Source organism: Exiguobacterium sp. R-17 (assembly GCF_049913315.1).
Lineage (GTDB): Bacteria > Bacillota > Bacilli > Exiguobacteriales > Exiguobacteriaceae > Exiguobacterium_A.
On sequence record NZ_CP184372.1, the window covers coordinates 1,834,501 to 1,847,193 of the forward strand.

Annotated in this window: 15 protein-coding genes; all 15 read right to left on the reverse strand. The window is 46.7% G+C overall.

The window, feature by feature from the left end:
- Positions 1 to 2 precede the first annotated feature (2 nt).
- The gene (locus ACN9MT_RS09830; RefSeq protein ID WP_035407056.1) at positions 3 to 1,157 is read right to left on the reverse strand and encodes a 1-deoxy-D-xylulose-5-phosphate reductoisomerase; all 1,155 of its coding nucleotides are present in this window, start codon (positions 1,155 to 1,157) and stop codon (positions 3 to 5) included.
- A 14-nt stretch (positions 1,158 to 1,171) separates the two neighbouring features.
- Positions 1,172 to 1,972, reverse strand: coding sequence for a phosphatidate cytidylyltransferase (locus tag ACN9MT_RS09835; RefSeq protein ID WP_426272140.1), 801 nt, complete (start codon positions 1,970 to 1,972; stop codon positions 1,172 to 1,174).
- 19 nt (positions 1,973 to 1,991) lie between these two features.
- Positions 1,992 to 2,732, reverse strand: coding sequence for an isoprenyl transferase (locus ACN9MT_RS09840; protein ID WP_035407050.1), 741 nt, complete (start codon positions 2,730 to 2,732; stop codon positions 1,992 to 1,994).
- A 79-nt stretch (positions 2,733 to 2,811) separates the two neighbouring features.
- Positions 2,812 to 3,369, reverse strand: coding sequence for a ribosome recycling factor (gene frr / locus ACN9MT_RS09845; RefSeq protein ID WP_023468691.1), 558 nt, complete (start codon positions 3,367 to 3,369; stop codon positions 2,812 to 2,814).
- Position 3,370: 1 nt separating this feature from the next.
- Complete coding sequence (pyrH, locus tag ACN9MT_RS09850; RefSeq protein WP_029342047.1) at positions 3,371 to 4,090, reverse strand: UMP kinase; 720 nt, start codon at positions 4,088 to 4,090, stop codon at positions 3,371 to 3,373.
- A 111-nt stretch (positions 4,091 to 4,201) separates the two neighbouring features.
- The gene (gene tsf, locus ACN9MT_RS09855) at positions 4,202 to 5,083 is read right to left on the reverse strand and encodes a translation elongation factor Ts (RefSeq protein ID WP_023468693.1); all 882 of its coding nucleotides are present in this window, start codon (positions 5,081 to 5,083) and stop codon (positions 4,202 to 4,204) included.
- Between the two features lie 82 nt (positions 5,084 to 5,165).
- On the reverse strand, positions 5,166 to 5,900 hold the full coding sequence (rpsB, locus tag ACN9MT_RS09860) for a 30S ribosomal protein S2 (RefSeq protein ID WP_012370721.1): 735 nt from the start codon (positions 5,898 to 5,900) through the stop codon (positions 5,166 to 5,168).
- Positions 5,901 to 6,029: 129 nt separating this feature from the next.
- Positions 6,030 to 6,458 (reverse strand): hypothetical protein, encoded by a 429-nt coding sequence (locus ACN9MT_RS09865; protein WP_035407047.1) that lies wholly within the window; start codon positions 6,456 to 6,458, stop codon positions 6,030 to 6,032.
- Between the two features lie 11 nt (positions 6,459 to 6,469).
- The gene (locus ACN9MT_RS09870) at positions 6,470 to 7,243 is read right to left on the reverse strand and encodes a FliA/WhiG family RNA polymerase sigma factor (protein ID WP_035407044.1); all 774 of its coding nucleotides are present in this window, start codon (positions 7,241 to 7,243) and stop codon (positions 6,470 to 6,472) included.
- 13 nt (positions 7,244 to 7,256) lie between these two features.
- On the reverse strand, positions 7,257 to 7,739 hold the full coding sequence (locus ACN9MT_RS09875; RefSeq protein ID WP_035407042.1) for a chemotaxis protein CheD: 483 nt from the start codon (positions 7,737 to 7,739) through the stop codon (positions 7,257 to 7,259).
- The gene (locus ACN9MT_RS09880; protein WP_035407039.1) at positions 7,732 to 8,340 is read right to left on the reverse strand and encodes a chemotaxis protein CheC; all 609 of its coding nucleotides are present in this window, start codon (positions 8,338 to 8,340) and stop codon (positions 7,732 to 7,734) included. Before ACN9MT_RS09880 ends, ACN9MT_RS09875 begins: the two co-directional genes overlap by 8 nt.
- Entirely contained in the window at positions 8,333 to 8,761 is a 429-nt protein-coding gene (locus ACN9MT_RS09885; RefSeq protein WP_035407036.1) for a chemotaxis protein CheW, read from the reverse strand. Before ACN9MT_RS09885 ends, ACN9MT_RS09880 begins: the two co-directional genes overlap by 8 nt.
- Positions 8,762 to 8,772: 11 nt before the next feature.
- Positions 8,773 to 10,776: a chemotaxis protein CheW gene (locus ACN9MT_RS09890; RefSeq protein WP_426272141.1), complete on the reverse strand. Its 2,004-nt coding sequence runs from the start codon at positions 10,774 to 10,776 to the stop codon at positions 8,773 to 8,775.
- Positions 10,777 to 10,797: 21 nt separating this feature from the next.
- Positions 10,798 to 11,652, reverse strand: a complete 855-nt coding sequence (locus ACN9MT_RS09895) for a MinD/ParA family protein (protein ID WP_052018993.1) — start codon at positions 11,650 to 11,652, stop codon at positions 10,798 to 10,800.
- Positions 11,649 to 12,692 (reverse strand): flagellar biosynthesis protein FlhF, encoded by a 1,044-nt coding sequence (locus tag ACN9MT_RS09900; RefSeq protein ID WP_035407027.1) that lies wholly within the window; start codon positions 12,690 to 12,692, stop codon positions 11,649 to 11,651. Before ACN9MT_RS09900 ends, ACN9MT_RS09895 begins: the two co-directional genes overlap by 4 nt.
- Between the last annotated feature and the right edge of the window lies 1 nt (position 12,693).

The following is a 12,693-nucleotide window of genomic DNA, read 5'->3' on the forward strand; positions in this document are numbered from 1 at the left end:
CCTTAGTTAGCGAATGTAAGAGACGATACGAACTCACGCGCCCATCGATCAGCCTCAAGGATTTGATCCAAGGAAGGCTCCTCGATAAGTTCATGAGCTTGAAGCGCCGCCTCAACGCTCGCTTCGATTTCTAAAAAGCGAATGTCTCCTTTTAAGAAGCGATCCACCGCTTGTTCGTTCGCAGCATTGAGTACTGATGGCATCGATCCGCCGGCTTGACCTGCTTCAAAAGCAAGTCGCAACAACGGATAACGCTCAAATGAAGCATCAGCAAAGTGTAGGCGTCCGATTTCCTTTAAGTTTAACCGTTCTCCCCCTTGAATTTCAAGGCGGGACGGATATGTAAGAGCGTACTGAATCGGTTCTCGCATGTCAGGCATACCAAGTTGTGCCATGACCGCACCATCGTTGAATTCGACCATCGAGTGGATGATGGATTCACGGTGAATGACGACATCGATATCTGCATAATCGACATCAAATAACCAGTGTGCTTCAATGACTTCGAACCCTTTGTTCATCATTGTCGCAGAATCAATCGTGATTTTTGCTCCCATCGACCAGTTTGGATGCGCTAGTGCTTGTTCGACCGTAACATTCGCTAACTCATCCCGCGTTTGGTCGCGGAAGCTACCACCTGAAGCCGTCAAGATGATTTGACGCACATCTTCACGACGTTCCCCGTTTAAGCATTGGAAAATCGCCGCATGTTCACTGTCAACTGGTAAGATCGTCACGTTTTTCTCACGTGCCAACTTCATGACAAGATGACCTGCCGTGACGAGTGTCTCCTTATTCGCAAGACCAATCGTCTTACCCGCCTCGATTGCAGCAAGCGTTGGACGTAAGCCAACAGCTCCTACGACCGCTGTAATGACCGTATCGACTTCGGGATGCGTCACGACATCAAGCAATTTTTCTTCACCGACAACGATCGTTGGCTGATAAGTCAAGTGTTGCTCGAGTTCTTGACGTGTCGTCTCATCTTGGACGCCGACAAGCATCGGTTGCAGACGGTTCAACCACGGTATGGCGACCGTCGTGTTTCGACCAAATGCAAAACTCGTCAATTCAAAAAGGTCTGGATTAGCCGCAATGACATCGAGCGTCTGCGTACCAATCGATCCTGTACCACCGATGATACTGATTTTCTTCATAATGAAGTGCCTCCTCAAGCAAAGATATCAAGTACGACGAGGACCGTAAAGACGATCATCATGCTGTCGAACCGATCTAGAATACCACCATGACCCGGTAGTAACGTTCCAGAATCTTTCACACCATAATGGCGTTTGTAAGCAGACTGGACCAAGTCACCAAGTTGCCCAACGACGGCAACGATGATGGCAAGGACAATGACTTTCCCAATACCGACTGTCGGTTCGATACTTTCAAATACGACACCGAGTAAGATGGCAAGCAGTACGCCACCGACTGCCCCTTCGATCGTTTTGTTGGGACTGATCGACGGCCACAGTTTATTCTTACCGAATCGTTTCCCGACGAAGTAAGCGCCTGAATCCGTGAACCAGATCAAGAGGATAATCAACAGTGACCACGTTAATCCGTGTTCGAGTAAGCGGATATAGGCGAATGATGCAAAACCGACACCGACATACACGGCCGTCAGCAGTAAAAACGCAACATCATCGAACGTAAAGACATTTTTTGAGAATACGTTCCAGAAGAGACCGATCAATAAAATGATCATTGCCCAAGCGATTGGCGAAAGTCCGATCGGAAGCGTCTGATCGACTGCTTCTTCATAAATACCAACGAAAGGCAATAACGTCCCAATACCAAACAGAATCCGAGGAACGCGTGAGCCGCTCCATTGTCGCATCCGAACGAGCTCGGTATATCCGAGAAGCGTTAAGATTGCCATAAATGCTAAAAAGGGAAGTCCGCCGAGATACAGAAGTGCCAAAAAGATAGCACCAGCCCATATCCCTGTGATGATTCGAGTTTTCATAAGCTAGTTCCTCATTTAATCAGACGCCACCGAATCGGCGTGTCCGTTGATTGTAATCTTCAATTGCTGCTAAGAAAGCATTTCGGCGAAATTCTGGCCACAAGACGTCTGTGAAATAAAACTCCGCATATGCCGCTTGCCAAAGTAAAAAGTTCGATAACCGTTGTTCCCCACTCGTTCGAATGACGAAATCGACGTCGGTTACGGATCCTGTCATCAACTCGCGTTCAATCGTCTCCGTTGTAATCGCATCCGGTGACAGTGTTCCTGCCTGAACCTGTTCGCCCAGTTTTTGCATGACTTGAACGAGTTCATCGCGTCCTCCATAATTCAGAGCGAAAATCAGACGAAGTCCTGTATTATGTTGCGTATCCAGTTTCGCTTGTTCCACTGCCTCACGTGTGAAATGAGGGAGGCGTGATACTTCTCCTGCTACCTCGACTTTAACATTTTGCGCGTCTAACTCTTTTAAATCCGACTCTAAGAATTGCGCCGGCAGCTTCATGAGAAAACTCACTTCTTCTTCCGGACGCGTCCAATTCTCCGTCGAGAAAGCATATAATGTCAGACTCTTAATGCCGAGTTCATTTGCAACCCGAACGACTTCACGAATCGATTTCATACCTTCGCGATGTCCCATGATACGCGGAAGTCCGCGTTTTTGTGCCCATCTACCGTTTCCGTCCATGATGATAGCGACATGCTCTGGTACCCGGTCATAGGTTTCGGTTTCTTTCGTCTGATTCAACCATTGAAACATCCGCACTTCCTCCTCTCTCAATTATGAAGAAAGGGACTCTTCGTGTGACAAAGAGTCCCCCCCATGACGATCCGTCGCGTCATACTTCCATGATTTCTTGTTCTTTTTCCGTTGCCGTCTGATCAAGTTGTTTAACGAACTTGTCTGTCAACGTCTGAACATCTTCTGTGTATCCACGCAGATCATCTTCTGTCAATGCACCATCTTTTTCTTGTTTCTTTAACTGCTCGTTCGTATCACGACGAATATTACGGAGGGCAACTTTACCTTCTTCCGTATACTTCTTGACGAGTTTGACGAGTTCCTTCCGGCGCTCTTCCGTTAATGGTGGAATCGCAAGACGGATGACCGTACCATCAGACGACGGCGCAAGACCAAGATCAGCACGTTGAATCGCTTTTTCGATTTCGCTGACCATTGATTTATCCCAAGGAGTGATCAAGATCAGACGTGCTTCTGGTGTGTTGACGTTCGCTACTTGATTGAGCGGTGTCGGTGAACCGTAGTATTCGACTTGAACGGGATCCAAAATCGCAACGTTTGCACGACCTGCGCGGAGCGTCGCAAGTTCTTTCTTAAGTGAAAGATGTGCTTTCTCCATCCGTTCTTCGGCTTGTTTTAAGATTTCTTTTGACATATTATTTCCCCCTTACGATTGTCCCGATTTCGTCACCGATGACGACACGTTTGATGTTACCTTCTTCCATCAACGAGAAGACGATGAGCGGGATGTCATTGTCCATACAAAGTGAAGTTGCTGTAGAATCCATAACTTGAAGTCCATCTTTTAAGACGTCCAAGTAAGAGAGCGTCTCGAATTTCTTCGCTTCTGGATCAACATTCGGGTCAGCTGAGTACACACCATCGACGTTGTTTTTCGCCATTAAGATGACCTCTGCTTCGATTTCAGCTGCACGAAGAGCAGCTGTCGTATCTGTCGAGAAATACGGGTTCCCTGTACCTGCTGCAAAGATGACGACGCGTCCTTTTTCAAGGTGACGCATCGCACGGCGGCGGATGTACGGTTCTGCTACTTGGCGCATCTCGATAGATGTTTGGACGCGTGTCTCGACACCTACATCTTCCAAGCTGTCTTGAAGCGCAAGCGAGTTCATGACTGTCGCTAACATCCCCATATAATCGGCGTTGGCCCGGTCCATCCCAAGTTCTGCACCTGTTTTGCCACGCCAAATGTTTCCAGCTCCGACGACGACCGCTACTTCAACGTTCAGTTCAACTAATTCGCGAATCTGTTCCGAGATAGATTTGACGATGACAGGATTGATTCCAAACCCTTGATCTCCTGCGAGCGCTTCTCCGCTCAATTTTAACACAATCCGGTTATATTTCGGTTGCATGACTATGTCCCCCTTGCTAAATTCCGTAAAAAAGGAACACGAACCACTTCCACACGAAAGTGGATTGAAGCATACGTGTTCCTTCTCTTGTCATCAGGATGATCCCGATTCTTATTTTTTAAGTTGGTTCATAACTTCTTCAGCGAAGTTCTCTTCGCGTTTTTCCATACCTTCTCCAACTTCGAAGCGTACGAATGACACGACTTTACCGCCTTTAGATTCTACATATTTACCAACTTTGAAGTCTGGATCTTTGACGAACGTTTGATCGACGAGGCAGATTTCCTCGAAGAACTTGTTCATACGACCAACGATCATTTTTTCAACGATGTTAGCTGGTTTTCCTTCGTTCAACGCTTGCTCAGTGAGGACTTTTTCTTCACGCGCTTTTTCTTCTTCTGTGACAGAAGTACGGTCAACGTAAAGTGGACGTGCTGCTGCGATGTGCATTGCAACGTCTTTTGCAACTGTTTCGTCTGTCGTACCTTCGATGACGACGACTGAACCGATGCGTCCACCCATGTGGAGGTAAGAACCGAAGACTGCGTCATCTGCTTTTGTGAAGAGTGCTACGCGACGGAGTGAGATTTTCTCTCCGATTGTTGAAGCTTCTTCTGAGATGTATGTGTCGATTGTTTTACCTGCTTCGTATTCAGAAGCAAGAGCTGCTTCAGCAGTCTCAGAACCGTTACGGAGAACAGCGTCTGCGATATTTTGAACGAGTGTTTGGAAACGTTCGTTTTTCGCAACGAAGTCTGTTTCTGAGTTGATTTCGACGAGTGCCGCTTTGTTGCCGTCAACTGCAACTGCAGTCAACCCTTCAGCTGCAATACGATCGCCTTTTGCTGCTGCTTTAGCGATCCCTTTTTCACGCAAGAAATCTACTGCTGCGTTCATGTCACCGTCAGTTTCAACGAGTGCTTTTTTGCAGTCGAGCATCCCTGCACCTGTTTTTTCACGAAGTTCTTTAACCATTGCTGCTGTAATAGCCATTCGATATTCCTCCTTATAACATCCTTAGTTTCAAAAAAAAGGTGATAAAAGGTCGATTCCCTTTATCACCTGGCATCACGAATTACTCAGCGTCTGCTACTACTTCTTCAGTAGTTTCAGGTGCTACGTTATCTTCGCCTTGTTTAACTTCGAGGATTGCGTCAGCCATTTTACCAGTGAGCAATTTGACTGCACGGATCGCATCGTCGTTCGCTGGGATGACGTAGTCGATTTCGTCTGGATCACAGTTAGTATCAACAATCGCAACGATTGGGATGTTGAGTTTGTGTGCTTCTGCAATCGCGATACGCTCTTTGCGTGGGTCAACGATGAAGAGTGCATCCGGAACGCCTGGCATATCTTTGATACCGCCGAGGAATTTCTCAAGACGAGTCATTTCTTTTTTAAGAATGATGACTTCTTTTTTAGGAAGAACTTCGAATGTACCGTTCTCTTCCATTTTTTCGAGTTGTTTCAAACGGTTGATACGTTTTTTGATTGTAGAGAAGTTCGTGAGAGTTCCACCTAACCAACGTTCGTTGATGAAGTATTGACCTGCACGGATCGCTTCTTCTTTCACAGTGTCTTGAGCTTGTTTTTTCGTACCAACGAAAAGAACGTTTCCGCCTTCAGACGCTACTTCACGGATGAAGTTATATGCTTCGTCTACTTTTTTGACCGTTTTTTGAAGGTCGATGATGTAGATTCCGTTCCGTTCTGTGAAGATGTATTTTGCCATTTTTGGGTTCCAACGGCGTGTTTGGTGACCGAAGTGTACACCAGCTTCTAACAATTGTTTCATCGAGATTACTGCCATGATGAATTCCTCCTTTTGGGTTTTGGATGTCCTCCGCGATGATCGTCTGTCCAGCTAACCTATTAAAGGCACCGCAGCTGGCGATACATGCGTGCGTAATTAACACCGTAGACTAATATAGCATAAAGATTACCGAGGGGCAACCTTCGTTTGATGAGAAAGTTTAGCAATCAAAGCCACCTCGCCGGTCCCCCGATTCAAAGATCGTGCAAGCGTCTCAAGATCTGCTCCTTCTCGTAGCGCCTGCTTGATATCCGTTAACGATGGTTCCTTTGAAACGGACCGTTCGACTTCGACGGTTTCTGGCTTCTCATTTGTAGCAACCTGCACTATTTGTAAAGACGCATCCGGTACTTGATCAACGGGTTCGGTTGTCTCATATATAGATGTATCCGTCATGGCGTTGACGTGCTCCATGAAATGTAATAACACTTGCTCCGTCTCGTTTTTTTCGCGTTCTAAATGTGTGATCCGGTCTTTGAGCGCCGCCTGCTGACGAAATAAAACTAGCAGGGCATAACAGACGAGTGCAGCTAATAAGATATAAACGACAGTCATAATTCTCCCTTTCACATGGCGACACGATCTGCTAAATAGGCACTTCCGAGCGCGTTTTTCAACTTACGAAGCGCTTTGGAATGGATTTGCGAAATACGGGAAGTCGAGAGTCCGAGAACTTCACCAATTTCAGTAAGCGTCAATTCCTCATAGTAGAACAAAGAAACGACAAGTTGTTCTTTTTCTGATAACCCTTCGACTTCCTCTGCCAGTTTAGCAATCAACTCACGCATTAACAACATATCTTCTGGTGTAGCGGTATCCGGATCAAGATAGGAGACGGTCATCGCTTTTCCCTCATCTTGTAACGTGACTGCTTCATCGATCGATAATACATTCGCGAAATAACTTTCTGCTAACGCACCCTTGACCTCGTCTGGTGTCATATTGACGATAGAAGAGACTTCTTCTATCGTCGGCGTCCGTTGCAAGGATTGTTCTAGGATCTCGACAGCTGCCTCGACCCGCTTTGCTTTTTCGCGTAAGGAACGTGGTAACCAATCGATTTTACGAAGCCCATCTAAAATAGCTCCTCGAATCCGAAAGGCGGCATACGTGTCGAATTTATTATTATGATTTTGATCGAATTTTTGAAGCGCATCGTACAATCCCATCATCCCTAAACTTTTCAACTCGTCTCGATCGACACTTTTAGGCAATGTCGCACTTAAACGCTGAACGTGGTATTGAACAAGTGGTTCATAATTGTGAAGTAACAGGTCTGCCACCGCAATATCGCGTGTGGTCAGCCATCGATCCCAAAGTTGTTGTAATTCCTCACGCATGACCATTCCTCCTCTAGATTTCCAGCGTCCCGACATTCACCGTCCGGATGACGAGACGCCCTGATTGTGAGTGGAACTCGATCGTTCGTCCATTCGTGCCGCCAACATCTTCAGCAACGAGTGGAATTTTGACTTGTTGAAGCATTGCTTTGACCGCAGCGATGTTTCGCTCACCGATCCGCATTGATTCATGTTCATATTTAAATTGAAACATCTGAGCCCCACCAGCAATCTTCGCACGTAATCGGATGGCACCACTTGCTCGAAGTTGGCGGGCTACTTCTAGAATTGCCGTATCGGCAAACTTCCCGACTTCAAGCTCCCGATTCCGACTGATAGCTGAATCAGGTAACATGACATGCGCCATACTCGATAACCCTTGTTCCAGGTCGTAGATGACAACGCCTACACACGATCCAAGACCTGCCGTTCGTAAAATGACGGGGTGCTTACTGATGGCGTACTCCGCAATGCCAATCCGTACGATTTCATCCATTCATGTCCACACCCAATCGTTCAAAGACCGTCTGAAAGGCGTTAGCTTCAGGCAACAAAAGTAAATGTCCGGTCAAATCGTTTCCTGCACTAGACAAGTGCGTGTCAATATAGACAGCCATATTTCCAGGAGTCGTTGATTCAAGTAAGGCTACTTCAAGTAACGCACCTACCATATCAAACGCCGATGCAGGAACACTGACATGTAACGATAAGTTAAGCCAATCGGAGATAGCCCGAGCATACGCTCCTATTAAAATATTCCCAATTTCTTCCCATGCGGAAACCCCCATTTCGTGGGACTCGGAAAAAAAGTGGAATTCCGTCTGCATCAATTGACTCACAAGTTTTTCTGCATCGCGTAGTGGCATCAAAAAGAGTAACGTGGCTTGAATGTCTCCAGAAAAACGTAATAATGCACCAGCAGTATACGTCTCAGCTCCTCCACTTCGCTCGACGATCGTCGTGAAATCCTCCAGCTCAGCGGAAGGGACTTCGATCTCAATCGGCTGTCCGAGTAAAGTAGAAAGTGCCGTTGCCGCGTGACCGGCTCCAATGTTGCCGACTTCTCTTAAGATGTCACGTTCGTTTGGGTTAAGCATGAACGATGTCCTCAAATAAGCGATTCGGTTCAATCAACGAGAACAATTGCTGATCGCCTTTGGCGACTGCAGTCAAATATGAGGCATCCTCCTGCTTTTGTTCACTGAGCGGTTCAATGCGAACATCCGTTGATTCGACGACTTCGTTTGCCCGGTCGACGATGAATCCAGCATCTCCATGCTCTAAAGTGGCGATGATGATGCGTGTCTCTTCTGTCTCTTTCGCTAACTCGAATCCAAGACGAGCACGCAAATCAATCACGGGCGTAACGACACCGCGTAAATTGATGACTCCTTTGACATAAGATGCAGCGTTCGGAATCCGCGTGATCGGGATGAGCCGTTCGATTGAACGAACAGACTGTACATCAATACCGTATGCATTATCTTCTAATTGAAAAACAACCCATTTTTGTTCCATCTTCGTTCCCCTCACTTCCGTAATAGTGCATTGCTGTCAATGATCAACGCGACTTGCCCGTCTCCAAGAATCGTCGCACCAGAAATGGCACGGATTCCTTCAAGATAACTGCCAAGTGGTTTCATGACGATCTCTTGTTGACCAATCAATTCAGATACAATCAAACCAGCTAATTTTTCACCACTCCGGACGACGACGACCGAATAGGCTTCTGCCTCATGTTGCGGCAACCCATAAACCTCATTTAACGAAATAAGCGGAACCAACTGCCCACGGAAATCAAATACTTTTTCCCGGTGTGCTTGTAGAATGGCTGATTTACGTAAAGAGGTTGTTTCGATGATGGCAGTCAATGGAATCGCATACGTCTCTTGTCCGAGTTCTACGAGCATGGCTGAGATGATCGATAGCGTCAGTGGTAAACTGATTCGGAAAATCGTTCCTTCTCCTCGACGTGTCTCGACGAACACTTCTCCGCCCAGTGACTCGATCTTCGATTTGACGACATCGAGACCAACACCACGACCAGACAAGTCGGTGACTTCTTCTGCCGTTGAGAAACCAGGTGCAAATAACAGCATCGAAGCCTCTTCCATCGTTAATTGCATTGCTTCTTCTTCCGTGATCAATCCTTTTTCAATCGCGATCCGTGTGACACGTTCGTGATTGATACCGGCTCCATCATCTTCAATCTCGATGAAGACCCGGTTTCCTGAGTGATAAGCACGTAGCGAAAGATTTCCTTCGACCGGCTTATTTGCTAAAATACGTTCTGCCTTGTTCTCAATCCCATGATCAATGGCATTTCGGATCAAGTGGACGAGTGGATCACCGATCTCATCGATAACTGTACGGTCAAGTTCCGTCTCGGCACCCGTAATGTGTAATTTGATATGTTTTCCGACATCTTTCGAAACGGAACGCACCATTCGTGGGAATCGGTTGAACACTTGTTCGATCGGCATCATCCGTAACGTTAGGACGAGCGATTGCAATTCATTCGTACCTCGTTTGATCCGTTCGACCGTATCTGTCAATTCAGGTGAGCTGACTTCTGCTGCAATACGCTCCAAACGTCCGCGATCGATGATGAACTCTTCGAACAGGTTCATCAAACGATCGATTCGCTCGAGGTTAACACGAATCGTTTTCGAAGCGACAGGCGCAGATATGTCTGTCTGGTCGGATGATTCCGGTGAAGCTACTGATGCAGAGACAGATGTCGGCACAGGAACTTCCTGCGGCAGTGTGGACGTCGCCACCTCCGCTTCAGGTGTTGTCTCGAATGTGTCGATCGTTACTGTCGCAACTTCGGATACAGAAGCAATCGCTTCTTGAATCGTCACCTGATCTTGTTGCGTCACGAACAAGACTGAGAACGTCGTCTCAAAATGCTCCTGCTCCAGTTCATCAGATGTCGGGTTCGATAAGATGACATCTCCGAGTTGTTGTAAACGATCAAACACCATATAAACGCGTGCCGCTTTTAAGATGACGTCCGCCGAGAGTTCGACGTGGACGATATACGCTTGATAACCGGATGCAATCGATTGTTTGACGACTGCCTCCGAGTAAACGTCGCACTCAAAGGTTTGTGAAGCAACTATAGGTGTAACTGGAACGATTTCTTCTTGCTCGGGACGAATGAACTGCTGTAAACGTCTCACTGTTTCAGTGACGTCAAGCTTTCCTTTCCCACCTCGACTGATGTCTTCTACCATCGTCTCTAGTTGCTCGGCGGCTACGAAGAGAACATCGATCAGTTCAGCAGTAGCAGGTTGTTTTTTCGATCTGACTAAATCAAGGGCACTCTCCATCTCGTGCGTTAAATCAGCGATTGCGTCGTATCCCATCGTTCCTGCCATTCCTTTTAACGTATGGGCAGAACGGAAAATTTGATCGATGACCGCCTCGTCGTCTCGCCGCTCCTCAAAAACTAATAAGCTTGTATTGATTGCTTGTAAATGCTCCATCGACTCATCGAGGAACAACCCTACATATTCATTTAAGTCCATGACTGATACCCTCCTTTAATCTTAACGGACATGATCTTTTCTTTTTTTCAGACGATGTAACAATCGATCTAAAAACTTCCGTTCCTTGACTTGTACACCTGTTAACGATGTCGTGATGTGATCGAGCCGCCAACTGACGTCGCTCGTTCGATCCATTAAATAAAATGGCATCTGTGCCTTGACTGCTTTAACGACTGTCGGATCTTCTGGTAAAAAACCGGTAAAGCGAAGAGGTTTTTGCAAGAACTGTTGGCTGACAAGTGCTAATCGATCAAACGTTTCAAGCGCTTCCCCACCATTCGTCGCCCGATTGACGACAACGGAAATCGGAAGATCCGTCGCATGATGGTGTGCCAGTTTGACAAACGCATATCCGTCCATGATCGAAGTCGGCTCTGGCGTGACAATCAACCATGCTTCGTCTGCACTACTGATGAAATCAAATGTCTGATGATTCGCACCGGCTCCTAAATCGAGTAACACATAGTCATATTCATAGAAAAATTGGAACTCCCGTAGAAGGAACATCACGTCTTCCTTCGTCAGATTCGTCAATTCTGCAAAACCACTTCCGCCATGAATGAAATGAAGAGACGGAGACTGTTCCACGATTGCGTGCTGGAGTGATTCTCGTCGTTTGACGCATTCCATTAAAGATGACTTCGACGATTTACCGAATAGAATCCCGATGTTCGCCATTCCAATATCAAGATCAATCAAAAGCACTCGTTTTTCTTGCAACGATAATGCCACGCCAAGATTCACCGCGACATTCGTTTTTCCGACGCCACCTTTTCCACTCACGATGGCAATCGTCTTCGTTTCCTTGACGGTCACTTTAGATCGTAAGACACGTGCTTGATCTTCTCGCATCATCTCATCCCTCTCTCGACAATCATTCGGGATAACTCATCCGCCGTAGCGAACGTGATGTCTTCCGGCACTTCTTGCCCCGTCGTCACACAATAGATCGGCAACTTCGTCTCGGTCGCGAGTCCGAATATCGACCAGAGTTCACTTGTTTCATCTGCTTTCGAAAAGACGATTCCGGATAAAGGAATCTTGCCGAAACGGTCGTGGATTTGTAATAAATCTCGGTATTTCGAGGTCAAACTAAGAACCAAAAATACATCCGTATCCGCAAAATCATGCCGACTTCGTAACTGCTCCACATACGCTTCGTCTAAGAAATTTCGCCCCGCTGTATCGACAAGTACGATGTCACACGATGCTAACGCCTGCTTGGCTCGTTCGAAATCATCCAAGTCATATGCGACATGAATCGGAATGCCTAATATGTCTGCATATGTTTTTAATTGTTCAATCGCTGAGATCCGGTATGTATCGGTCGTGATGAGTCCAACTCGTTGATTTTTAATGAGAGCATGGTGAGCAGCAAGCTTAGCGATGGTCGTTGTCTTTCCGACACCAGTCGGTCCTGTCAACATGACATACCGTGCAGTCGACGGTGTGACGCGTAATGACGCTTTCACTTCTTCCGTCAAGAGATCCGTTAACTCCGTTTGTTGTGTTTGATAATACGCAGTCAATAACCGTTCGTGTAATCGTTCAGATACCTGCTGTAACGCTGGTTCAGCCAGTAACGGCGCATAATGTCGCAATTCTTTTGGCAATGGTCGCTCGCCGACCGTAACAATCGTCGGACGCACTGGTACTGGTTGGATAATTTCCACAACCTCCTGTCGACTCGTTGCTTGCTTCGAGACGACAGGTTCGCTTGAGACATGTTCATCCACCGATGCAACCAATTCCACTTTTTTCTTCGCAAATAAACCAAAGAATCCGCCCACTTTGATGTGGCGAGTATTTAATATAATGGCATCGTTCCCGAGTTCGCGTTTGATCCGTTCCATGGCCTCGCTAACAGAATCCGCCGTGACTTTTTTGACTATCATC

Bases quoted from the DNA above. Each gene is read 5' to 3' on its own strand.
- ACN9MT_RS09830 (WP_035407056.1), bottom strand. From the start codon at position 1,157: ATGAAGAAAATCAGTATCATCGGTGGTACAGGATCGATTGGTACGCAG.
- rpsB (WP_012370721.1), bottom strand. From the start codon at position 5,900: ATGGCAGTAATCTCGATGAAACAATTGTTAGAAGCTGGTGTACACTTC.
- ACN9MT_RS09890 (WP_426272141.1), bottom strand. From the start codon at position 10,776: ATGGACTTAAATGAATATGTAGGGTTGTTCCTCGATGAGTCGATGGAG.
- tsf (WP_023468693.1), bottom strand. From the start codon at position 5,083: ATGGCTATTACAGCAGCAATGGTTAAAGAACTTCGTGAAAAAACAGGT.
- pyrH (WP_029342047.1), bottom strand. From the start codon at position 4,090: ATGCAACCGAAATATAACCGGATTGTGTTAAAATTGAGCGGAGAAGCG.
- ACN9MT_RS09895 (WP_052018993.1), bottom strand. From the start codon at position 11,652: ATGATGCGAGAAGATCAAGCACGTGTCTTACGATCTAAAGTGACCGTC.
- ACN9MT_RS09865 (WP_035407047.1), bottom strand. From the start codon at position 6,458: ATGACTGTCGTTTATATCTTATTAGCTGCACTCGTCTGTTATGCCCTG.
- ACN9MT_RS09880 (WP_035407039.1), bottom strand. From the start codon at position 8,340: ATGCTTAACCCAAACGAACGTGACATCTTAAGAGAAGTCGGCAACATT.
- ACN9MT_RS09875 (WP_035407042.1), bottom strand. From the start codon at position 7,739: ATGGATGAAATCGTACGGATTGGCATTGCGGAGTACGCCATCAGTAAG.
- ACN9MT_RS09900 (WP_035407027.1), bottom strand. From the start codon at position 12,692: ATGATAGTCAAAAAAGTCACGGCGGATTCTGTTAGCGAGGCCATGGAA.
- ACN9MT_RS09835 (WP_426272140.1), bottom strand. From the start codon at position 1,972: ATGAAAACTCGAATCATCACAGGGATATGGGCTGGTGCTATCTTTTTG.
- ACN9MT_RS09840 (WP_035407050.1), bottom strand. From the start codon at position 2,732: ATGTTTCAATGGTTGAATCAGACGAAAGAAACCGAAACCTATGACCGG.
- frr (WP_023468691.1), bottom strand. From the start codon at position 3,369: ATGTCAAAAGAAATCTTAAAACAAGCCGAAGAACGGATGGAGAAAGCA.
- ACN9MT_RS09885 (WP_035407036.1), bottom strand. From the start codon at position 8,761: ATGGAACAAAAATGGGTTGTTTTTCAATTAGAAGATAATGCATACGGT.
- ACN9MT_RS09870 (WP_035407044.1), bottom strand. From the start codon at position 7,243: ATGCGTGAGGAATTACAACAACTTTGGGATCGATGGCTGACCACACGC.